The organism is Photobacterium sp. TY1-4, from assembly GCF_025398175.1.
In the GTDB taxonomy this organism is placed as follows: Bacteria; Pseudomonadota; Gammaproteobacteria; order Enterobacterales; family Vibrionaceae; genus Photobacterium.
This window is the reverse complement of the sequence record NZ_CP099735.1, coordinates 1,843,078-1,865,900: the sequence shown is the minus strand read 5'-3', so window position 1 is coordinate 1,865,900 and position 22,823 is coordinate 1,843,078. Positions and strand designations below refer to the sequence as shown.

The 22,823-nt window shown below is 55.2% G+C and carries 15 protein-coding genes; 3 read left to right on the top strand and 12 right to left on the bottom strand.

What is annotated here, in order from left to right; translation table 11 throughout:
• Positions 1-34: 34 nt before the first annotated feature.
• From NH461_RS25020 to aldA, 5 genes are all read right to left on the bottom strand, one after another.
• Positions 35-916 carry a LysR substrate-binding domain-containing protein gene (locus NH461_RS25020; RefSeq protein ID WP_261603659.1) on the bottom strand — a complete coding sequence of 294 codons (882 nt, stop codon included), beginning with the start codon at positions 914-916 and terminating at the stop codon, positions 35-37.
• Positions 917-1,123: 207 nt separating this feature from the next.
• The gene (locus NH461_RS25015) at positions 1,124-2,773 is read right to left on the bottom strand and encodes a GMC family oxidoreductase (protein WP_261603658.1); all 1,650 of its coding nucleotides are present in this window, start codon (positions 2,771-2,773) and stop codon (positions 1,124-1,126) included.
• Positions 2,774-2,778: 5 nt separating this feature from the next.
• A complete protein-coding gene (locus tag NH461_RS25010) occupies positions 2,779-4,011 on the bottom strand; it encodes a mandelate racemase/muconate lactonizing enzyme family protein (RefSeq protein WP_261603657.1) in 1,233 nt (410 codons plus the stop codon).
• 3 nt (positions 4,012-4,014) lie between these two features.
• The gene (locus tag NH461_RS25005; protein ID WP_261603656.1) at positions 4,015-5,307 is read right to left on the bottom strand and encodes an MFS transporter; all 1,293 of its coding nucleotides are present in this window, start codon (positions 5,305-5,307) and stop codon (positions 4,015-4,017) included.
• Between the two features lie 78 nt (positions 5,308-5,385).
• On the bottom strand, positions 5,386-6,810 hold the full coding sequence (gene aldA, locus NH461_RS25000; RefSeq protein WP_261603655.1) for an aldehyde dehydrogenase: 1,425 nt from the start codon (positions 6,808-6,810) through the stop codon (positions 5,386-5,388).
• Positions 6,811-6,961: 151 nt separating this feature from the next.
• Between aldA and NH461_RS24995 the strand changes: the two genes are divergently transcribed.
• From NH461_RS24995 to NH461_RS24985, 3 genes are all read left to right on the top strand, one after another.
• Positions 6,962-7,720 carry an IclR family transcriptional regulator gene (locus NH461_RS24995; protein ID WP_261603654.1) on the top strand — a complete coding sequence of 253 codons (759 nt, stop codon included), beginning with the start codon at positions 6,962-6,964 and terminating at the stop codon, positions 7,718-7,720.
• 149 nt (positions 7,721-7,869) lie between these two features.
• Positions 7,870-9,672 carry an aminopeptidase P family protein gene (locus NH461_RS24990; protein ID WP_261603653.1) on the top strand — a complete coding sequence of 601 codons (1,803 nt, stop codon included), beginning with the start codon at positions 7,870-7,872 and terminating at the stop codon, positions 9,670-9,672.
• Positions 9,673-10,124: 452 nt separating this feature from the next.
• Positions 10,125-10,925: a transcriptional regulator gene (locus NH461_RS24985; protein ID WP_261603652.1), complete on the top strand. Its 801-nt coding sequence runs from the start codon at positions 10,125-10,127 to the stop codon at positions 10,923-10,925.
• Positions 10,926-10,966: 41 nt separating this feature from the next.
• Here the strand turns inward: NH461_RS24985 and NH461_RS24980 are convergent, their stop codons facing one another.
• From NH461_RS24980 to NH461_RS24950, 7 genes are all read right to left on the bottom strand, one after another.
• On the bottom strand, positions 10,967-12,304 hold the full coding sequence (locus tag NH461_RS24980; RefSeq protein WP_261603602.1) for an IS4 family transposase: 1,338 nt from the start codon (positions 12,302-12,304) through the stop codon (positions 10,967-10,969).
• 119 nt (positions 12,305-12,423) lie between these two features.
• Complete coding sequence (locus NH461_RS24975; protein ID WP_261604633.1) at positions 12,424-13,008, bottom strand: cupredoxin family protein; 585 nt, start codon at positions 13,006-13,008, stop codon at positions 12,424-12,426.
• A gap of 74 nt (positions 13,009-13,082) precedes the next feature.
• Positions 13,083-16,214 carry an efflux RND transporter permease subunit gene (locus tag NH461_RS24970; RefSeq protein WP_261603651.1) on the bottom strand — a complete coding sequence of 1,044 codons (3,132 nt, stop codon included), beginning with the start codon at positions 16,212-16,214 and terminating at the stop codon, positions 13,083-13,085.
• Positions 16,211-17,929 (bottom strand): efflux RND transporter periplasmic adaptor subunit, encoded by a 1,719-nt coding sequence (locus NH461_RS24965; RefSeq protein WP_261603650.1) that lies wholly within the window; start codon positions 17,927-17,929, stop codon positions 16,211-16,213. Before NH461_RS24965 ends, NH461_RS24970 begins: the two co-directional genes overlap by 4 nt.
• Positions 17,926-19,314 (bottom strand): TolC family protein, encoded by a 1,389-nt coding sequence (locus tag NH461_RS24960; protein WP_261603649.1) that lies wholly within the window; start codon positions 19,312-19,314, stop codon positions 17,926-17,928. The genes NH461_RS24965 and NH461_RS24960 overlap by 4 nt, the downstream gene beginning before the upstream one ends.
• A 105-nt stretch (positions 19,315-19,419) precedes the next feature.
• A complete protein-coding gene (locus tag NH461_RS24955) occupies positions 19,420-19,797 on the bottom strand; it encodes a hypothetical protein (RefSeq protein WP_261603648.1) in 378 nt (125 codons plus the stop codon).
• Positions 19,798-20,076: 279 nt separating this feature from the next.
• A complete protein-coding gene (locus NH461_RS24950) occupies positions 20,077-22,509 on the bottom strand; it encodes a metallophosphoesterase (protein ID WP_261603647.1) in 2,433 nt (810 codons plus the stop codon).
• Positions 22,510-22,823: the final 314 nt, after the last annotated feature.

Here is a 22,823-nt window from a genome sequence, read left to right as displayed (position 1 = left end):
ATTTTTGTGATAATTGCAATAATAGTGACTGTGACTAGAGCGTCAACCGTGGCTGGATAAAATCAATGAACGCGCTGATCCGCCTCGCCACCGAGGACGACTTGTAATACACCGCGTTGATCGGCTCGCGGCCGGTGTTGGTGGTCTTGACCGATTCAAACAGCGGGATCAAGCGCCCCTGCTCAATATCCTTTTTCACCATGAACCCGGATAAGCAAGAGATCCCGTTCCCCGCCAGCGTCAATTGCCGCACCAACTCGCCATTGCTGACCACCAGGGTCGGCGTGATCTCCCCCACGCCCGGCAACGGCCAGGTGTTGAGAATTTTCGGCCCGGTAAACCCAATCAAGTCGTGCTGCTCCAGCTCATTCGGATGATGCAGGCAGCCACGGCGCGAGATATAGTCCGGGGAGGTCACCATATACAACTCACTCTTGCCCAGCGGCCGGGCATGGAGGGTAGAATCGGTCAGGCGGCCAATCCGGATCGCGACATCGGTCTGCTTTTCCAGCAAATCGACATAGCCTTCATGGGAAGTCATCACCAGTTCTATATCCGGGTAGGCTTCGCGAAACGGTTGGATCAGCGGCACCAGCTGGTGAAACAGAAACGGGGTGGCAGCATCAACCCGCAACCGGCCTTTGGGCAGCTCGCCCCGGCTGACGATATCTTCTTCCGCCTGTTGCAGCTGGCGCAATCCGGCCCGTACCGTCGAGACAAACTGACGCCCTTCGTCGGTCAGCTCAACGCGCCGGGTAGTCCGGTTGAGCAGGGAAACCCCCAATTGGGATTCAACTTTACTGACCGCACGGGAGACCCGCGCCACTTGAATGTCCAGCGCTTCAGCGGCAGCTGAAAAGCCACCACTGTCGACCACAGCCAGAAAAATTTCCAGATCATCAGAGCGGGTTCGCATCCTGGTATCCTCAAAAAATATTTATTTCATTTTTGACAAAAAACCTAGCGAATTAAAGTCATTTTTGAAATGATGGCCTTGTTTCAGCCAGCCGGCACTGCAAACCCTCACGGCAAATGATCAGCCAGACACAAAAACAGACGCAGCAAGCGTCTGTTTCAAAAGGGAAAGTTAATCTATTCCACCGGGTTTACCGCCCAATCGCTTTCAGGCGGCTGCCGGCCCTTCGGAGGGCTGTATTTCAGCTGCGGCCTGTAAAATCATATCGGCACCTTTCTCCGCCACCATCATCACCGGCGCATTGGTGTTCCCCGAGGTGATATTCGGGAAAATCGACGCATCGACCACCCGCAGCCCCTCCACCCCATGCACTTTCAGCTCATGATTCACCACGGCGTCAGCTTCATCGGGTCCCATCGCGCAAGTGCCACACAGGTGATAAATCGAGCCGCCATTTTCCCGGAAGTAATCCACCATGGAAGCTTCATCAGTGACCAAACCGGCTGGTTTGACTTCTACTTCCGTCAGAGACTGCAGTGCCGGTGCCGTCATGATATGGCGGATCAGCTTCGTCCCCTGGATCACTTCCTGAATATCTTTCTCGGTACTCAGGTAGCATGGGCGGATCGCCGCCGCATCATCCGGATCACCGGACTTCAGGGTGATCTCTCCCCGGCTGCTCGGGCGACAGGGGTTAAACGCGACCAGAAACCCGGAATAAGGATCCGGCACCATTTTGGCGTTGGGATCTTTGGGAATTTCATAAGAGAGCGGATTGAAATACAGCTGTATATTCGGCTGTGCTTCATCCTTACTCCCTTTGAAGAATCCACCCGCCTGATTCACGCTCAGTGCCAGCGGACCGCGACGATTGAGCAAGTACTGAAGCCCCGCCTTTGCCTGTCCCCACCAACTCGTCAGATCATCATTGAGCGTCTTTTGCGTAGCCCGGTAGTAAAAACTAACACAGACATGATCCTGTAGGTTTTGGCCGACCGCGGGTAAATCTTTCACCTCCGGAATGCCAAGCGACTCTAAACAAGAACGTTCTCCGATGCCGGACAGCATCAGCAGTTTCGGGGAGTCCACTGCCCCGGCTGACAAAATCACTTCTTTGCGAGCATGGAAAATTTGGTGCTCTCCTGCGACCGCGACTTCGACGCCGGTTGCGCGCCGATGCTCATCCACCAGAATTTTCCGAGTCTGGGTATGATGGGAGATGGTCAGGTTCGCACGCTTTTTTGCCGGCTCAAGGTAGGCAAAGCTACTGGAGTCCCGCATCCCGTTGCGAATATTGGTTTCATAAATACCCGCCCCTTCAAACTGCGCGCCGTTAAAATCATCATTGAGCGAATATCCCAGCTCTTCGCAACCTTTGAGATAATAATCGCAGATTTTATGTGCATCATGCTTCATTTGAGTGATGCCGATCAGGCCTTTTGAGCTGTGGTACTCAGTATCGCCCAACGGATGCTGCTCAAGCTTTTTGAAATATGGCAGCACATCGTCAAAGCCCCACCCCGGGTTGCCCTGGCGCGCCCAGTCATCATAATCCTGTCGCTGACCACGAACATAAATCATCGCGTTGATGGAGCCGGATCCCCCCTGGACCTTGCCACGCGGGGCATAAATGGCCCGCCCGGCCATGCCGGATTCCGGCTCACTGTAATACATGTAGTTGTACTTCGGGTGATAGTAGGTCTTAGCGAAACCGACCGGAAGCTTGAACCAGGGGCTGGCATCACGGCCCCCGGCTTCAATCAGCAACACCGAATATTCCCCCGACTCTGTCAGGCGATTGGCCAGAATACAGCCGGCAGAGCCGGCCCCGACAATAATGTAATCGTACTGCTTCATGCTGATCACTCCGGTTTCACTTTCCAGGATGTCGACGACTCCTGCGTCACATCATATGGCTTATGATCCATCGACAAATGCAGGGTACGGCTGGTGTACGGCGACCTCGCTTTCACCACATCCATATTCAGCTCAATCCCCAGCCCCGGCTTCTCAGACGGAATAATGTAGCCTTTCTCCCAGCGAATCGGCTCTTGCAACACGTCGGCATGGAATCCACCCCAGGTCATAATGCTTTCCTGGATCAGGAAGTTCGGGGTCGCCGCAGCCAGTTGAATACTGGCAGCGGCGCCCACCGGTCCGTTATAGAGATGCGGCGCAATCTGAGCATAATGAACTTCCGCCAGTGCAGCGATCTTCTTCGCTTCCAGGATCCCGCCGACACGCCCCAGGTTCATTTGCAGGATCGACGCCGCGTTATGGCGCAACACCTCATGGAACTCATACTTGGTGGTCAGGCGCTCGCCGGTCGCCACCGGGATCGAGGTCTTCTGTGCCACCCGTGCCATGGCTTCATGCTGGCCCGGCGGGACCGGCTCTTCAAACCAAAGCGGATCAAACGGCTCCAGGTGCTTGGCCAGGCGGACCGCGGACGACACACACATTTGGCCGTGGGTGCCGAACAGCAGGTCACAGTGATTTCCGACCGCTTCACGGATCCGGGCACAGAACTGAGCCGATTTCTCCATCGCCTCCAGCGTCAGCTGATGGCCAGAGTAAGCCGTATACGGGCCCGCCGGATCAAACTTAAGTGCAGTAAAGCCCAGCGCCATATTTTCAATAGCGCACTCAACCGCTAAATCGACACTGTTGTAGTCGTATTCGCCACGGCTGTTTTTCGGATACAGGTAGGTGTACGAGCGAAGCTTATCGTGCACTTTGCCACCAATGAGCTCATATACCGGTTTGCCCGCAGCCTTACCGATAATATCCCAGCAAGCCATTTCCAAGCCGCTGACGACTCCCATCATGGTCAGATCCGGCCTTTGTGTGAAACCACTAGAGTATGTCTCACGGAAAAAGCGCTCGACATGGTGCGGATCGTGGCCTTTCAGGTAACGCTCAAACACATCCTCAATGGCCGCTTTCATCACCTCCGGATGAAACGAAGCAGCATAAACCTCTCCGACCCCTTCAATGCCGCAATCGGTCCGAATTTGCACAAAAATCCAGTACATGCCGCCAATATGAGGCGCTGGTGTCGCAACAACATGGGTTTCTAAATGCGTAACTTTCATGGTTTAAGCTCCCTGCTTAGCGTCGATCATTTGTTTCAGTTTCAGGCAGGCAATGGTGCCGATAACGCCCATCACCGCGATATATCCAAAATAGAGATGGTACACCGTGAGTCCTTCGTATCTTTCCGCCAGATATCCGTTGATCATCGGCAGGAAAATATCCGGGGTGTAGGCAATCAGTGAGATGACCCCAACCGCCAGGCCGGTGACATGGGCCGGCACATCACACCCGTCCAGAATTGCCCAGTACAAGCCGCGGATCGCATACGTCAGGACGCCAATCAGCAGCACCAGTGCCAACAGCAGGGTGATGCTTTGCATATCCGGTAGCGCAATCATCAGCAGCAAACCAATAGACGAGCCGAGCAAAGACAAAGCCAGCACATTTTCGATCCGGAACCGGTCCCCGAGGAAACCTGCGCCAATGCCGCCAATCGGACGCATCCAGAGTTTTGCCACGGTGATGAAACCGGCAGTCACAGCACTGATTTCATAGCTTTGTTGCATGTAAGCGGAGAAAGAATATGTTGCCCAGAACAGTTGATACCCACAGAAAATCACCCCGGCCACCAACCACAGCTCCGGAATGGCAGCTAAAAACTTCAGATTACCGATCAACGTTCCCTGACGTTCGGCCTTTTCTTCTGCCACTTCGTTTTTATTGCTGAAGAACAGGAAGATGACCACCGCCAGTGTCAGGCAGGTGTAGGCATACATGTAGATCACCTGCTTCAGGGCAACCGTTGTTGATTCGCCATTGGTCTCAATGGCATAGGCAAACAAACCAATCGCTATTGTCGCCAGCACGGCTTCCACCAGACCACGCCCGCCGTCCAGAATGCCGAAAAATCGGCCTTGTTCATTCTTGCTGGCCAGCATCTTGACCCCTTTGATCAAGGACGCCCAGAAGGTCAGCCCGGCTGCCAGGCCCCAGCCCAAAAAGATATAAGGCAACACGGCTTTCGAGGGGATAGAGGCAAACCAGAGGCCCAGGCCGCCGGTGGCTGCCATCGAAAACGTGATCAGGAGTCGAGGGGAAAATTTATCGGCCAGCCATCCGCTCGGCAGATAGCAGACCATGTACATCACGCCCAGTGCTGAGTAATAGCTGCCCAGTTCGGAAGTGGTGATGTTAAATACTTCGAGGATCGAGACCTCGAAATTCTGACGCAGATACAGCAGCGGGTAGATCGCACCGCCTGCCATCAAGAGCAATAAAAATTGAAAATAACGGCTCATCTGCTCTTTTTTGGATGTAGGCGTGCCTACAACGGGTTCCATCGTTGCATTTGACATGATTCAGTCCTTTTGTGTTTGCAGGCGCACTTTGTATTTGTTATCTGGCGTGCGCCTTCAGGTCAGGGAAGTCCGGGCTTAGTATTTGGCAACCACCAAGCGGGTTTGGGTGTAATCCAGCATGCCGTGCTTACCATCGTCGCCACCGAGGCCGGAGCGTTTCCACCCTTGGTGATAGCCCTGGTACGGGTCGGCGGGGATCCGGTTGATGTAGAACTCACCGGCTTCGATGTTATTCGCGACTTGCATCGCATCACGGTAGCTCTCGGTGTAAATCAGCGAGGCCAGGCCAAACTGGTGGTCGTTGGCCAGTTCAATGGCTTCCTCGATGGTCTTGTAAGTCAGGATCGGCAACACCGGGCCAAAGATTTCTTCCTGGACTATTTCCATATCCTGACGGCAATTGGTCAGGATCGTCGGAGGATAGAAATGGCCTTTCCCTTCCGGAATAAAGCCCCCCGTCATCAAATGGGCGCCATCATCGATGGCACGCTCCACCATCTGGTGAATATTCAGCCGTGCATTTTCGTTGACCAGTGGCCCCATGTTATTCGGCTCCTGCGAACGCGGTCCATACTGAACACTTTCCATCTCTTGCTTAAGCAACATGGTAAATTCCGACTTGATGGACTCGTGCACATACACCCGCTCAACCGCCGTGCACAACTGGCCGCAGTTCGAAGTTTTCGAGGCCACAATCTCACGTGCCGCTTTGGCCAGATTTGCATCCGGGGCCACAACGGCCGGTGTTTTCCCGCCCAGCTCCAGGGACGACTTGGCAATATTAACCTGGGAGTACTCCAGCACCTTACGCCCTGCGCCGACACTGCCGGTTAAAGTGATCATGCCGACTTTCGGGTGGGTACACATGGTCTCGGCAGTCGCGTGATCCATGGTCAGAATATTCACCACGCCTGCCGGCAACTCGGCTTCTACGATCGCCTGTGCAATGGCAAACGCTGAACAAGGGGTATTGTTACTGGGACGAACCACCACGGTATTTCCGGTGATCAAGGCCGGGGCGATTTTGCGCAGCAGCGTGTAGACCGGATAGTTAAACGGGATCAGACATGCCACCACACCGATCGGCTCGCGATGAAGCAACAGGTTTTCATCCGGCGTATCGCTGGGAATAATTTCCCCTTCGATCCGGCGCGCCCACTCTGCGTGATATCGGGTAATATCCGCCGCATAAATGGTCTCGTTCACAGCATCTTCGATGCTTTTCCCGGACTCCAGCGCCAGCACCCGGCCAATCTCAGCGGCGTGCTCCACCAGCTTGTCCGCCAGCTTTTTCAGGTGTTCGCCCCGCTCAATGCTGGTCAGGCGACGCCAGGTGCGCTGAGCCTGGCTGGCCACTGCCACCGCTTCCAGTACATCCTTTGACGATGCAGCCGTCACTTGGGCGATCTGCGTTTCATTTTCGGGGTTATACACGGCAATCGTTTCGTGACCGACCGTCTCCTGAAACTGATTATTGACGAAATTACGTTCCACTCGCATGAGGCTTCTCCACTGTGTTTTGAAGAATCTTATGGAGCTACTGATAAATCGGTCAAACGTGAGGAGGCTAAAATCAGATTATTTCCATATATGGAAAAATAAATGTGATAGCATTTCAATTAACGACAAATTAACAACCGTGTTACCAACCATGTTCCCCACCAAATCCAAAGCACCAGCGGTCGACGGCGCCATGCAGATTTTGCAACTGCTTGCCCGTTCATCAATCTCTTTATCTCTGTCTGAAATCTCGGAAGAGACCGGGCTGGCTTATTCCACCACCCACAGGTTGCTGGAAGCCCTGCTACAGCACGGCATGATTAGCATTGACCCCAGCGCCCGCAAAAAATACTGCATGGGTGCGACCATTTTCCAGCTTGCCTCAACCGTGTTCAGCCGCCAGGATTCCATTTCGATCTTTCATCCGATCGCCGAGATCCTGAAGAACGAAACCTATCAGTCGGTCTATCTCAATATCGAGGTGGGGAGCCGGATCGTCACCATCGCCAAAACAGAGTCATCCATGGCCAGAGTGTCAAACGTCTATATCGGGACCACATTTCCGGTTTACGAAGCCGCGCCCGGCAAAGCCATTTTATCCACCCGTCCTGCCCGCTTTCAGGAAGAGTACCTCACGCAAGTCCTCCCCAAGGGCCAGAATGCCCCGCAACGTTTGGCGGCAATGCTGGAAGAGCTGCAACAGGCCCGGCGACTCGGTTACGCCGTCACGGATAGCCTGGATGAATCCAGCCTGAGTTTTATTGCGGCGCCTGTATTGGATCTCAACAACCAGGCCATCGCCGCCATCAGCCTGGGGGTTAATCGAGAAGAATTTACCAAACAACATATCCGGGAGTTATCGGCGCACCTCATTCAGGCAACCCGGCAACTCTCTTCCCGGTTGCAGTAAACCCACGGTGTGAACTCGCAGTCTCAGTTTCTGAGACCGAAAGGATTACTTTCTGCGTCTTCGTTAATAAGATGTAAACACACAATTGTGAGCGCTTTCTTGACACTATACATTTGTCCTCAATTCACACGGATGTCACAGAGGATAGGATGAGTCTTCAAGCAAGTGCGCAATGCCCGGTTTCCCAACGTCTCAGCCAGCTACGCGATGCCATGTCAGCATTGCAGCTCGACGCCTATATCGTCACCAACAACGATCCCCACGCGAGCGAGTATTCAGCCGATCACTGGTTGGCCCGGCGCTGGATCACTGGCTTTACCGGCTCGGCGGGCGATGCCGTCATCACCTCCGACGGCGGCGGTCTGTGGACCGACGGTCGTTACTACATCCAGGCCGAAGAAGAGTTGCAAGGCAGCGGACTCTCGCTGTTTAAAGCCAGGCTGGCAGAAACCCCGTCGATCCCTGAATGGCTGGCGCAGACACTGCCGGTCAACAGCCGGGTCGGCGTCGATGGCCGTACCATCAGCTATGCATTTTATCAGCAGCTTCAAGCCGCCTGTGCCGACAAAGGCATCGCCATTGTGCTGGAGCATGATCTGATCGATGGGATCTGGCACGATCGTCCGGCCCGGCCAACGACCCCGGTCTTTTGCCACCCGCTGCAATATGCCGGACTCACCACAGCGCAGAAACTGGCCCAGATCCGTCAGTACATGGCCGGTGATCAGGTCGATGATCTGCTGATCTCGACGCTGGATGATGTGATGTGGACACTCAACATTCGTGGCGGCGACACGCCATACTGCCCAATCTCCGAGGGCTATCTGCTGATCAGTGCCCAGGCGGCGACGCTGTTTATCGACCCGCGGAAACTGCCGGTAGATGTCCAGTGCAAACTCGAAGCCCAGGGCGTTCATTGCCAGCCGTATGAGCAGATCCGCGACGCGCTGAGCCAACTGCCTGCCGGGCATCACTTCCGCAGCTGTGCCAGACACGGTGATGCGCGCCTGATCAGCAGCCTGTCTGCCAATCTGACCGTATCGCACCAGCGCAGTTATGTGACTGACATGAAAGCCAGTAAGAACCCAACCGAGCTGGAGAATATGGAAGAGACCCTGCGGCTGGACGGCATCGCAATGGTAAAGTTCATGTCCTGGCTGGAACAGCAGGTCCCCGGCGGCGACGTGACCGAACTCAGCGCCGAGCAACAGCTACAGCATTTCCGAACTTTGGCGCCGACCTACTTAGGTGACAGCTTCCGCACCATTGCCGCATTTGCCGAGCACGGTGCCAAAATGCACTACGCCGCCGATGAAAACAGCAACGTTCTGGTCGATGAATCCAATTTCTTCCTGGTTGATTCCGGCGGCCAATATCTGGGCGGCACGACTGACATCACCCGTACCTTCAGCTTCGGCACCCTGAGCCAGCAGCAACGCATCGACTATACCCTGGTGCTCAAAGCCGTGATTAGGCTCAGCCAGGCACGCTTCCTCAAAGGGTCGACCGGCTCCAACCTGGATGTGCTGGCACGCGGGGTGCTGTGGCAGCAAGGTATCGACTACAAATGCGGCACCGGGCACGGTGTCGGGATGTGCCTGAATGTCCACGAAGGACCGCAAAACTTCTCGCAGTCTCCGACCGAAGTCGAACTGAAGCCGAATATGGTGATCACCAATGAGCCCGGTGTTTATCGCGAAGGCGAATACGGAGTGCGGATCGAGAACATCATGAAGGTGGTGGAAATTGAACAGAATGAATTCGGCGTGTTTTACGGCTTCGACACCATCACCCTGGCGCCAATCGCCACCCAACCGCTGGAGCCGGCTTTGCTGGATGCCTCTGAGCGGCAGTGGCTCAATGACTACCACACTAAAGTCTTTGCTGCCCTTGAAGGGGACTTGACCCCGGAGGAGCGCGACTGGCTGCAACGCGCCACGGCTGCGGTGTAACCGTTTAGCCGTGCCATAAGGTCGCGGCTCACGTCGCGATCTCACGGCGCAGCTCCCAATCCCTCAATGCCGGGTCATCGTTCAATCTCCCGAATGGCCCGGCGTATTTGCCAGCCCCGTTTGTGCTCGGTGGTTGGCCTACTTCCTTACTTCTGTAGTGTTTGCCGGCTTTACGCCGGCTTTTTTTCACCCACGACCACGGTTCACCACAACCGCCACGACAGATGCTGGTCGCATCGACCCCGCCGCAACCATAGATATTGTCCCCAGCGAAATTGACCGAATCTTTCTCCAGACAGCGGCCCCTTTCGACGTGATTCCTGCCAATACGCAGGCCACCAATAACCGAACTTGACAATATCATCATGGATTTTCAAGCCTGAATATTGTATACCTTTCAGGCATCAGCCAATCCGGAAGGCTGCATGACCCACTTGCTGACGGAGAAAAGCATGAACATTTCAGCCGATTACTTACTGGCGGCGTTGCGTGAAACACTGAAAGAAAAAGGGATTAGCTACGCGCAGCTGTCTGAGTATTGCGCCGTGCCGGTCAGCAGCTTAAAACGACAGTTTCACAACCACAGTTTGGGGATCGACAAGATCACCTTTTATGCGGGCTACCTGGATACCGACCTGGTACAGCTCTCGAACCTCGCCGCCAAATTGCAGCAGCAGGACATCAAAGCGATTTCCCCGCAAAACAACCGGATTTTTGCTCAATATCCCCACCTGTACGATTTCATCTATCTGCTGGTCTCACTGCAATGGTCGGTTGAAGAGATTCAACAGCACTATCAGCTCTCGGAGCAATCGGTTATTCACTACCTGCGGGCACTGGAGATGATGGGCTATCTGGAAACCATTGAGAAAACCAAGGTTAAACTCAACGCACAAAAACGGTTCATCAACGAAGAAGACAGCCCGCTGGATCGATTGTTCGTGAAGCGTTTCAAGGCTAATCAGGAAAAGCACCCGATCCGACCGGCCATCTGTATGGCGCGGATCAGTCTCACCGATGAACAAATTACCAAGCTGGAAACTCAGGTTTATGAGCAGCTCACCGCCTTTCATCTGCAAAACCAGCGAAACAGCCAGGCGAGCCTGAAAAATATCATGCTGTCATTTGTGCCGGGAGAAGCCATCCGCCTGAGCGATACCCTGCCGGAAGTGGACGGAAGCTTGTTAAAAGCGGTTTGTCAGTTGCAGAAACAGGGCCATGAAACCCCTGATACCGTCCTTTCCTGCGATTAACAGCGCCGGGGAAAGCCGCCGGCCATCACACGCAATGCAGTTCACTTAAGGGGAGCTGCATGGCGATTAACCGGGTAGCGGGTCTTTGATATCTTAACTGCCCTGGGCCTAGATGGCCTGGGGCGATTTTCCTTGAAGAGCACTGACAGGTCCCCCCGTAGTGCCTTTAGCCTCTTGGGCGTGTTTCCCGGTGACAGTGCCTTACTCATTACCCTGAGCTGACTTGCAATAAACTGGCAGGCGTACTTGAAGCTTATTTCTGTGGGGGCTCTGTCATGCGCCACAGCCGCCTGGCTTGCCTCTCTCCTGACCAGGTTGTAGCCGAGAAGCAACCCCCATAACTCTTGATAAACCAGCTCGACCGTTTTGCTCCGCAAGGTAAGAGAATTGTGCTGCATGGAGCTCTTTATATCGCGGTAGCCCAGTTCAATCTCCCAGCGTTCGTGGTATAGGGTGGCAACCTGCTCGGCGCTGTACATCTCTCTTGGCAGGGAGGTGAAAACCGTTTTCTCTTTCCCGTCTACCTCATAGGTGACTGCCCGTACCTGCCATTTCTCAGGAAGGGTCGGATTCTTCTTTCTCGCTTGGGGCGAGACCTTCATCTCGATAAGGTTGTCATTGGTTTCCTCCTCGTCGAGAAGTGTGTATACCACGCCTTTTTTAGCAGGAATAAGCCAATGTCGGTTTGCCCCGCTGGCAGAGATGCCCAGCAACAGGCTTGCTCCGTAAAATCCCTTATCCAGCAAAGTCACCGAGTTATCCGGCAGCGAGTTGATAAAGGGTTGGGCCAGCGGTATTTCACCTCGGCGATAAGGGCTGATATCGGCATCAATGATGATATGGGAACGCACGTTCATCATGGTGACAAGACGGAGTACAGGGTAAGGTGTCTGGCGCTTTCCGGATGTGTTTCCCGAACCGAAGTGTTCGCGAAGCCCGGGGGTATCCGGGGTCCTGAACAGAGCCCCATCAACAGCAAAAACCTGAAGTTTATTCCAGCTGTCTTCCGGGTACCTTTCTTTACCCCATACCTGAGCACACTGTTTGAACAGCCATTTAGGCGCTTCCTTTCCCAGTCGCTGACGGGCTTGTGTCAGAGCACTCTTGGCCAGGAGTTCCTCGTTTGCCAACCCTTCGGCACAGACATTCATACGGCGGGCCACTTCAGCTATAGGCTCATTGCGGAAAAAGGCCATACCGACAATAAGCCAGAGCACCATATCACTGGGGAGCCGTCTTCGTCTGATGGTTGCCTGAGTCGATAAAGATGTAGCTCTGGCAACCCACTCGTCGGGAACGTGTTCAGAGAAAGTGGTCAGCTGGGAGATATCGACAGGAGACTCTTCAAGAAAATCTGTGAGTGCGGAAGCTACGGGCATAAAAAACCGGAAACCAGTAAATGATTTCCGATTTTGACGCATCAGAAGGATCAGTCAACCGATCCTTAACTGATCAGCATTGCCCCAAGGCGGGGAGGCTTTGACACCACAGCAGTAACTCATTTCAACGTAAGTTTTTTCACCATGCCGGCTTCAGCATGGCCCGGAATATTACAGGCAAATTCAACCTGCTTATCGCCATGGAAGTGCCATAACAGCTGTTTAGCCTTACCCGGCTGAACCGTCACGGTACTGCCGCTGTCGTGCATATGACCCCCGGTCATCTCCCGCATCATTTTTCGGTGCGCCAACTGCTCGGTTGCAGAGCCGATCGAAAATTCGTGATCAATCTTGCCGGTATTCATCACCACAAACTGCACCACATCATCGGGTTCAATCGTCACGGCTTTCTTGAAGGTAATTTTCATATCATCCGACAGAATCACATGCACCACTTTGTCCGGCTTGGCCCCCATTGCAGGCATCCCCACATCCGACATCCCTTCCATGCTCATCATATTGCCATGATCCATCTTGCTGTGATCCATCTCTGAATGGTTCATAGAAGCCTGATCCATCGCGCCCTGCCCCATCGTGCTGTGTTCCATCTTCATCCCGCCCTGTGCCGCATGGCCGTGGCTGGAGTCCGCCAGCACCGTTGTTGTCATCAGGGCCAGTGTCATTGCAATCAGTGTCTTGTTCATCATCATATCTCCGTGATTCAAGTTTGGCCCCTGTTACTCAGGGGCCTTGTTTTCATCTTTTGTAATTGAGTTGCTTAGATATCAGGGGTTGAAATTTCCCGGCTTTTCCAGAGCTTAAACACGGCCGGCAGCACCAACAGGGTCAGCAGCAGCGCCGAAGCCATGCCGCCGATCATCGGCGCTGCAATGCGCTGCATCACCTCTGAACCGGTGCCGGAGCCGTACATAATGGGGATCAAGCCGATAATCACGGTGCTGACCGTCATCATGACCGGCCTGACCCGCAGCCCGGCACCCTCGCGGATGGCATGGATGAGATCCTGTTTCTCCAGTGGCTGGCCATGCCGTTCTCGCTCGGCCTTGTGCGCAGTCCAGGCCTGGTTGAGATACACCAGCATGATGACGCCGATCTCCACCGCCACCCCGGCCAGGGCAATGAAGCCGACCCCGACGGCAATGGAGAAGTTGTAGCCCAGCCCGTGCATCAGCCACACGCCACCGACCATGGCCAGCGGCAAGGTTGCCATGATGATCAGCACCTCGCCGACCCGACGGAAGCTGAAATAAAGCAGCAGCATGATAATCACCAAGGTGATTGGAGTGACGACACTCAGCCGTGCCTTGGCACGCTCCATGTACTCATACTGACCGGACCAGGCCAGCGAATATCCCGACGGGAGGTTCAGTTGCTCCGTCACGGCCTGACGGGCTTCAAGCACGTAGGAGCCGAGGTCACGCCCTTCAATGTCGACAAACACCCAGCCATTGGGCCGCGCATTCTCGGTTTTAATCATCGGCGGCCCGTCCTCGTAACGAATATCGGCGACATCCGCCAGCGCAATCCGGGCACCGTTCGGTGTCACCAGCGGCAGGTTTTGCAGCTTCACCACCGAATCCCGATAATCCTGCGGATAGCGCACGTTGATGGGATAACGCTCCAGCCCCTCGATGGTTTCCCCGACATTCATCCCGCCAACCGCGGTCGAAATGACCTGTTGAACCTCTTTAATCGACAACCCATAACGGGCTGCCTGACGGCGGAGAATATCGATGGTCACGTAACGCCCACCGGCCACTCGCTCGGCATACACCGAGGCGGTTCCCGGAATTTGGTTGAGGATCGGCTCCAAATCGGCACCGATTTTCTCAATCACCGCCAGATCCGGTCCGGCGATTTTGATCCCAATCGGCGTTTTGATCCCGGTGGCCAGCATGTCGATCCGGGTTTTGATCGGCATCACCCAGGCATTGGTCAGCCCCGGGAACTGCACCAGTTCATCTAAAGTCTGGCGCAGCGACGCCGTCGTCACCCCTTCCCGCCACTGCTCGCGGGGTTTCAGTTGGATCACGGTTTCGATCATGGTTAGCGGCGCCGGATCCGTTGCCGTTTCCGCGCGGCCGATTTTGCCCCACACCGTCGCCACTTCCGGCACCGTCTTGATCAGTTTGTTGGTTTGTTGCAGCAGCTCACGTGCCTTGCCGATCGAGATCCCCGGATAGGTGGTCGGCATATACATCAGGTCGCCTTCATCCAACGGCGGGATAAACTCGCTACCGACTTTGCTGATCGGATAATAGGCCGATCCCATCAGCGCCAGCGCCAGCACGATCATCGATTTCGGGTAAGCCAGACTGAGATTAAGCAGCGGGCGGTAGAGAGCCACCAGCCCCCGGTTGATCGGGTTTTTATGCTCGGACAGCACCTTGCCGCGAATAAAGTAACCCATCAGTACCGGCACCAGGGTGATTGCCAGACCGGCCGAAGCGGCCATGGCGTAAGTTTTGGTAAAGGCCAGCGGCGAGAACATCTTGCCTTCCTGCCCTTGCAGGGCAAACACCGGCACAAAGCTGAGGGTGATGATCAGCAGCGAGAAGAACAACGGCGCGCCAACTTCTTCGGCGGCCCGGCCAATCACCTGCCAGCGGTTCTCATCGGTCAGCGGCGTGCGTTCAATATGCTTGTGCACGTTCTCGATCATCACGATCGCCCCGTCGACCATGGCCCCGATGGCAATCGCAATCCCGCCGAGAGACATAATGTTGGCATTGATCCCCTGCCAGTGCATCACCACAAAGGCCGCCAGAATCCCCACCGGCAAACTCAGGGCGATCACCAGCGAGGAGCGCAGGTGGAACAGGAACAGCGCACAGACAATCGCCACCACGATGAACTCCTCCGCCAGTTTGTGCCACAGGTTCTCGACCGCCGCGTTGATCAGGGTGGAACGATCGTAAGTCGCGACGATTTCCACCCCGTCCGGCAAGCTCTGTTGCAGCGCCGCCAGCTTGGTTTTGACGTTGTCGATCACTGCACTGGCGTTTTCGCCGAACCGCATCACAATCACGCCGCCGACCGCTTCCCCTTCGCCGTTAAACTCGGAGATCCCGCGACGCATTTGCGGCCCCAGGTTAATCTCTGCAATATCACCCAGCAGCAGTGGCGTGCCTTTTTCCGTCACCTTCAGCGGCAAGGAGGCGATGTCATCCATTCCCGACAGATAACCAGTGGTGCGCACCATATGCTCGGCTTCAGCAACTTCGATGACCGAGGCGCCGGTTTCCCGGTTGCCGTCCTCAATCGCCTTGTTGATCTGCTGCAACGTCAGGTTATACGCGCGCAGCTTGGCCGGGTCGATTTGTACCTGGTACTGCTTGACCATCCCGCCGACGGTCGCCACTTCCGACACCCCGTCCACGGTCTGCAACTCATACTTGAGGAACCAGTCCTGCAAGCTTCGCAGCTCGGCGAGATCATGCTGACCGGTTTTATCCTGCAGGATATAACTGTAAATCCAACCCACGCCGGTGGCATCCGGCCCCAGCGTCGGTTTGGCATTGGGCGGTAACTTGGGCGCAACCTGACTCAGATACTCCAGCACCCGCGAGCGGGCCCAATACATGTCGGTTTCATCATTAAAAATGATGTAGACATAGGAGTCGCCGAAGAACGAGTAACCGCGAACGGTTTCGGCACCCGGCACCGCCAGCATGGCGGTGGTCAGCGGATAAGTCACCTGATCCTCAACCACCTGCGGCGCCTGACCCGGATAGCTGGTTTTGATGATCACCTGCACGTCAGACAGATCCGGCAGGGCATCGACCGGGGTGTTTTTCACGCTGTACAGCCCACCGAACGTCAGAAACAAGGTGGCGATCAGCACCAGAAAACGGTTGGCAATCGACCAGCGAATAATCGTTCCAATCATGGCTGCACTCCTGCTTTCTCAAGTGATTGCAGCGCATATTCACCGCCCTGCCGGCGGACAAGGAAACGCACGGCATCTCCTTCCGCCAGACCGCTCAGGTCAATCTCTTCCCCGACTGAAAAATTCATCTCACCGGCATCCCATTGCCAGACATCAACCGGCTCGTGCTTCACCGTCACCATCCCGAAATCAGCCATCAGCATAGTGATTTCCCCACGGACCCAAGCTTCGGCAGGCGGTGCATTTTTATCGGCTTTGAAGTCAACCACTTCGTATTGACCGGCCTCCGTTTTGCGGATCTCAAACTCAATCGGCTTCCCGGGCTGCGCGGCCGACATATCCAGATCAGCGTTAACGGTAAAATCCATTGTCATCCCCGGCCAGTCCCATGCCGGCACTGGCTGATGGCGGATCGTCAGCATCCGGTGATCCGCCATGACCGCGGTGATCTCACCTTTGGCCCAGACCGTTTCCGCAGTCGCTTCCACCCCATTGATGCGAGACAAGTCCGCGCTCTGGCTCGACTCCGAATCCAGCATAAAGTGGGCAGAAGTCACCACCCGATCCGCTTCGCTCAGTCCTTGCAGCACCTCAATTTTGTTATCCGCCTCCCGGCCGACTTCAATCCGTGCTGATCGATAATTACCTTCGCCTTCCGCCAGCACGACCCGGCTCATGCCTCCGGAGCGGATCACCGCCGCTTTCGGGATGGTCAGCACCGACTCTGCCGTCACCGGTTGCAAGGTGATATTGGCAAACATATTGGGCTTGAGCTCGCCATTGGGATTGGTAAATTTGAGCCGCATCCGCAGAGTGCGGGTTTTCGGGTCCAGAATGGGATAGACATAATCCACCGCTCCTTCCCAGGCACGTCCCGGCAAAGCATCGAGAGTCATGGATGCGCGACTGCCGGCATTGATCCAATGGGCCTGCCGCTCAAAGACTTCGGCATCGACCCAAACCTCATGCAGCGGACCGGCACTGATCACCGCCTGCGCCGGAGACAGATATGCCCCCTCACGAATATTCAGACTGGCGATCACGCCATCGGCCGGCGCCTTGATCTGAACCGTCTGGGCTGCTTTGCCTCGGTTGATGATTTGCTGGATCTGGGCCCGATCAACGCCAAGTGATACCAGCCGCTCCCGCGCCCCTTTGACCAGCGCCGTGCGGCCGGTGCGAGAGGCATTGAGCAGCTCTTCCTGCGCTTTGACCAGATCCGGCGAATACAGGGTGAACAGCACATCGCCTTTGCGAACCTGCTCGCCGACGGCGTTAATCATCAGTTTCTCGACCCAACCGCTGACCCGGACATTGGTTTGCCACAGACGGCTCTCATCAAAAGCGATATACCCGACGGTCGAGATACGGGGCGACAGCTTTCCCAGTTCAACCGGGGCCGTTTTCACCCCGAGATTATTTTCCACCGCCGGATCAATCTTTACCGTGCCCGGTTTGGTGCTGCTCCCCGCCAAATCGTCGGCATAGACCGGGATCAAATCCATCCCCATCGGCGATTTCCCGGGTTTGTCACGCTTATAGTTCGGATCCATCGGCGCGACCCAGTACAGTGGCTCATGACTTGCCGAACTGGCAGAGGTTCCCGAAGATGCCGCCTGTGTGGCGGATGAGTTTTGTTCCAGCAGATGCGTGCCGGCAACCCCCAGTACACCGCCGATCAGCAACGCCAGTGTGGCCGCGGTTAACGTGTTCATGGTGTTTCTCCTGCGATCATGGACTGACGGTCAGATAGGGTGGATGAGGTCTGTGTGGTAGTGACTCGGTCACCACCGAGGAAAAATGCCAGATTGCTACTGACAAGGTTCAGGTCCGTCGTTAAACGTGCCTGCTCCAGCGCCAGTGCCAGTTCATCACTGGCGGCCGTGATCACATCGTTAAACTGGGCCGTGTTGTTCTGATAACCACGCTCGACCGCCCGGGTCCGTGCTTTTGCCTGTACCAAGAGCGTATTGTGATAGCGTGCAAGACGCTGCTCCAGGTTGCTTTTATCCGTCAGCAGGGCATTGACCTTGGCATTCATCTGCGCCAACAGAAGATCTTTATTCGATTGCGCCGCACCGACCTGATACTGAGCCGCAGCGCGTGTGCGATCCTGGCGATTGTCGGTAAACAGCGGAATATCCAGGGTTAAATAGGCGCTGAGCAAATCCGATGCTGGTTCGCCCCGCATATTGTTGGCCTGTCGATAGGCATACATCACTTCAACCCCGAACTGCGGCGCATAGGCTTCTTCTGCAATCGCCACCTGTGTCCGGTTGACGGCTATGGCCATATCAGCCATCTGCACACTCGGATGGGCACTCAGCAGCGCATAATGCTCAGCCCCCGTGACTTGCTGCAGTTTTTGCGCCAATAACGGCCAGGCCAACTGGTTGCTGGCCTGCACCGCCCCTTCCCGAACCAGCCATGCCGCCCCCAGCCACTCTGACAATTGCGACTGGATCCGGCGCTGCATCTGGGTATTGGCCTGTAATTTCTCATCCAGCCGACTGACCTGAAGCTGCGCCTGCAACAAATCCTGCGCTTCGCTTTTCCCGAGCGCGTAATTGGTCTGAATAAAGCGTTCCATTTCCTGCATCAGACGTTTGTTCTCTTGCAGGATGTGCGCCGCGCTCTGCTGATAGCCCAGCTCCAGCCACAGTTGGGTAACTTGGTTCACGACCTCCCGCTCCCGCAGGGCCGTTTGCCACTGAACACCATCCGCCTTCTGATGGGTCTGTTTTTGCTTAAGCGATAACGTCTCGCCACGTTCAAACTGCTGCATCAGGCCAACCGAAATGTTGGTCATCGGGTCTTCGTCAAACCGAAAACTGTCCACGGGCAAGCCGCCAAAGCCGAGTTTCAGTTTCGGGTCCATTTCGGTCGCGCTGGCAACCGCCGTCTGACGCAGCGCGTTGGTTTGGGCATCAAGTTGTTTGCGTCCGGCATCATGATTCAATGCCAGGGCAATCAGCTGGTTTAAGGTGCTGGGCTGCACCGATGCGGGTGCAACTGGGGTGTTCGCCGCGGCAACCTGCCACGACGCAATCACACCACCGACACTCACCGCAACTGCGAGTATTGTTGGTTTTAAATTCACTTTGGAGATCCATCATCAATATGGCGCGAGGCAGTCCTCAGGCCACAAACAGTCCACCGCGGCGGCAGTCAGCGCCGACGCGAGATCACGAAGTCATTGATGGATTTAAGCGATAGGGGGTCGGTACAACGCGCGGGGAATCCCCACAGCGGCAGCCTGAGGTTCCCGGTCGATCAGGGCCAGCCGAGCTGCAAGGGTGGTGTTTTCATCATGCAATGGCAGCATGGCAAACGCATTCAGGCAAGAAGCCGTGCAACAATCATCATGCATAATCGTCATGTCGCTCAGACACGCCGGGTGATTGTCGTCCAATAGCTGCAAAGACGACTGTGGCGCCTCTGCGGCATTCATTGATGGCGGTGCATGGTGAGCATAATGTGAAGCAGTTGAAACCATCGACGAAACGGCGGGAGTATCCGGCATCATTGAAGTGCTGTGGCACGGTGCCGGGTTGGCTTGCGTCAGCATCTGAAAGGTCATCATGGGTAAACTTGACGCGATACCGGACACTAAAAGCGCCAGCACCGTCAAAGCTGTCACCCAAATTGTACGCATGGAATTCAAACGCATACCCGACCATCAATCAGAAAACTATCAATAGATTAAAGCTTCCCCCAGGGGGAAGGTCAACGGATATTCGGTCAAAAAAGTAGCAAACGTCAGCAAATAAGACAAGATCGAGCAATCTAAATGCGGCAGTGCTGAATCACCCACCCAGCCCTGGTGGAAGGACTGGATGGGTACTCAGATTGGCTTCAGCCGTTAAGGCGTGGTCACCGTCAGGACAAAATGATCCAGATGCACATCCGCCATACTGCCGGACTTCTTCACTGCCTGCACAGTGAGTTTCACCGTGTCGGTTCCAGCCGGGAGCAACAGACTTGCTTCATTGCTCAGCCATTGCTGCTTTTTACTCTCGGTTTTCACCGTGACCGGCTCACCCAAGGAGGTGCCATTCGTGTCCAGCGGCTGCAAACTCACCACCGCGTGGTCACCATCGCCCCAACCGTTACTGTTGAAACTCAGTTTAACGAAGGCGGCACCCTGCTTGATTGCCGTGCTGTAGCCGGACACGTCCAGCGTCTGGCTTATCACGTCATATGGGTCATGATTTGCTACGCTGTCATTCGGCCGCGCCGAGAAGTAGTAGGTTCCTTCCTTGGCCTGAATATTGTCGACATCTTCCAAAATCCGCCAGTATCCCTGCTCCAGGGTCCAGCCACTCAAATCATTGGCTTCGGCGCCGGCATTTTGCAGCGGCAGCATCTGGGTTGTGCCCGCAGCCACGTTCAGGGTCGCGGTATCACTCCAGTCCGACCAATTCAGTTGCTTGTCCCGCACCCGAGCCCGCCAGTGCCAGGTATCGCCCGGCAACACGGTCAGCGTTGGCGCAGAGCTACCGGCGAAGGGGTCGCGGAATGAATCATGGGAATGCTCAGAAGTGCGTTTTTGCCATTTGTAACTCTCATCGCCGCCCATTTTGACCTGGCCGGAAAACGACGCCAAATCAATCTGAGTTAAATCAACCCCCTGCTGGGTGTCGGTCGGGGTACCCTGAATCGTGCCATCCTGCATCGGCCAGATATTATGCTGGCGGGTTTTATTCCCCCAGATATCAAATACACCCTGGGCAAAATTCGGATCCTGGCTGAGCTGCCACTGCACCTCGTAAATCGCCTCCGGGTGCGGATAGCTGATCGCCAGATTCAGGGCGTTGTAATCGACCTGACCGCTGCCGGACAAGACTTGCGGCGCATCGACCTGGCCGGGACGCATCGTCAAAGTATCTGAAATGGTGAACGTATCTTCCAGGCTGGCCAGCCCGTCGGCTTTGGATTTCACCTTGGCACTGTAGCGCGTCAGGGACATCGCCAAAGCATCCTGCTGGTTAAACTGCAACAGGTTAAACCCAAACTCACTCTGGCTGATGGCAAAGGTATCGTAATCACGGGTATTGTTGTGGTAGTAGTTATCGTCGTTGATTTTTTCACGATACCCGGCCGCCGTCGCCGCATTCAGCCACAGGTGATGAATATCCTTCGACTGCCCCCGGGAATACGCATGGGTATGGCCGAACAAGTGACCGGAAATCTTGCCGCTGCGGGTGGTGAAATCTTCCATCTCCGCGACCATTTCACAACTGCCGATACTCTCGCCGGACAGCCACAGCTCGGACAAACACGGGTGGTGGAACATACTGAGGGCATAGTCGATATTGGCGTCCGCTTCGGTATTGACCAGCAATTCACGCAGCCACTGGCGCTGGATCCCCAGAATTTCCGCCTGGAACTGACCGTGATTTTTCGAGACCGGGTAGCTGTCCAGACCAATCAGGCGCAAATTGCCGTAATCAAGTGAGTACCAGCGCTCTTCATAGCCGGTTGAACCGTTTTCCGGCTGCTGGAAAAAATGACGGTAGTTGGACAACTCGGCATTGCCGTAGTAGTCGTGGTTCCCAGGCACCGCCACCAGCGGCACATACGGGGTGATCGCTTTGAGCTGATCGAAGAAATCCCGTCGCCATTGCAGCAGGCTGTCGCCGCTGTTGACGATATCACCGGAAATGGTGATCGCGGCAATGGCATCGGCACACTGCTCGGCAGCGCCGTCGCACACCTCAGGAATGATCCCTTTGCTGACCAAATCGCTCAGCGCGCCCAGGGTGCTGTTGTTCTGGGTGTCACTGATGGCGACCAGGTTAAACGGCGCCTTACTCTGCTCGCCATCCGGATAGGTTTTGAAGGCAAAACGCGCCGACATCACCGAAACATCACTTTCCCCTTCCCCACCGGCCTGGCGGGCGACGATGTAGTACTCATAAAGCGTTCCCGGAACGAGCCCGGTCAGGGTCGTGCTATAGAGATGGGTGTGATCCACAGCGACCGATTGAACAATGGTGAATTCGCCCTGGCTGCCTGCTGGCCTGGCCCAGACTTCCGGCTGTTCGGCATCCGTTTCAAACAACACGGCCATGCCTGAAGCGCTTGGTTGCTGCAAATAAGGGGCAATCGAGAAGTTGATGGCCGCTTCGGCGCTCGGTGGCGGCACGATTTTGATTGCCGGCTGGCTGATATCACCGCCCGAACCGTTTTCTTTATTCTCTGCCGTACTGGTTTCGGAGTCCTGACACCCCAGCAGCAGCGTTGAGCTGATCAGTACCGCTGTCGGTAAGACATATTTTGTTGTGATGAACATGGTTTTCCCTTTTCGTGTGAGTCATGGCCGTGGAGCGTCCTGCCTCTTTTCATGGACTAGTCCACATCGGAACGCAGGCCATACTAGGGCGCATTTATGACAAACACGGATGAAATGGATTACAGTTCAATAACAAAAAAATGAATATAAACAGTCACTTTGGCAGAAAAACTCACGTCTTGGGCCTAAAAGGGGACAAGCGGCATGCTCAATCGGGTGAGATTAAAATGTTATTTATCAATGAATTAAATATATATTCACTCGATTGATTTGCACCCGATGACACATTAACAGCATGGACTAGACCATAAAGA

What these genes read in the sequence shown, in the direction of transcription:
- NH461_RS25010 (WP_261603657.1), bottom strand. Translation starts at nt 4,011, where the DNA reads ATGAAAGTTACGCATTTAGAAACCCATGTTGTTGCGACACCAGCGCCT.
- NH461_RS24955 (WP_261603648.1), bottom strand. Translation starts at nt 19,797, where the DNA reads ATGATGACCTTTCAGATGCTGACGCAAGCCAACCCGGCACCGTGCCAC.
- NH461_RS24970 (WP_261603651.1), bottom strand. Translation starts at nt 16,214, where the DNA reads ATGATTGGAACGATTATTCGCTGGTCGATTGCCAACCGTTTTCTGGTG.
- NH461_RS24975 (WP_261604633.1), bottom strand. Translation starts at nt 13,008, where the DNA reads ATGAACAAGACACTGATTGCAATGACACTGGCCCTGATGACAACAACG.
- NH461_RS24965 (WP_261603650.1), bottom strand. Translation starts at nt 17,929, where the DNA reads ATGAACACGTTAACCGCGGCCACACTGGCGTTGCTGATCGGCGGTGTA.
- NH461_RS25015 (WP_261603658.1), bottom strand. Translation starts at nt 2,773, where the DNA reads ATGAAGCAGTACGATTACATTATTGTCGGGGCCGGCTCTGCCGGCTGT.
- NH461_RS25020 (WP_261603659.1), bottom strand. Translation starts at nt 916, where the DNA reads ATGCGAACCCGCTCTGATGATCTGGAAATTTTTCTGGCTGTGGTCGAC.
- NH461_RS24995 (WP_261603654.1), top strand. Translation starts at nt 6,962, where the DNA reads ATGTTCCCCACCAAATCCAAAGCACCAGCGGTCGACGGCGCCATGCAG.
- aldA (WP_261603655.1), bottom strand. Translation starts at nt 6,810, where the DNA reads ATGCGAGTGGAACGTAATTTCGTCAATAATCAGTTTCAGGAGACGGTC.
- NH461_RS24990 (WP_261603653.1), top strand. Translation starts at nt 7,870, where the DNA reads ATGAGTCTTCAAGCAAGTGCGCAATGCCCGGTTTCCCAACGTCTCAGC.
- NH461_RS25005 (WP_261603656.1), bottom strand. Translation starts at nt 5,307, where the DNA reads ATGTCAAATGCAACGATGGAACCCGTTGTAGGCACGCCTACATCCAAA.
- NH461_RS24980 (WP_261603602.1), bottom strand. Translation starts at nt 12,304, where the DNA reads ATGCCCGTAGCTTCCGCACTCACAGATTTTCTTGAAGAGTCTCCTGTC.
- NH461_RS24985 (WP_261603652.1), top strand. Translation starts at nt 10,125, where the DNA reads ATGAACATTTCAGCCGATTACTTACTGGCGGCGTTGCGTGAAACACTG.
- NH461_RS24950 (WP_261603647.1), bottom strand. Translation starts at nt 22,509, where the DNA reads ATGTTCATCACAACAAAATATGTCTTACCGACAGCGGTACTGATCAGC.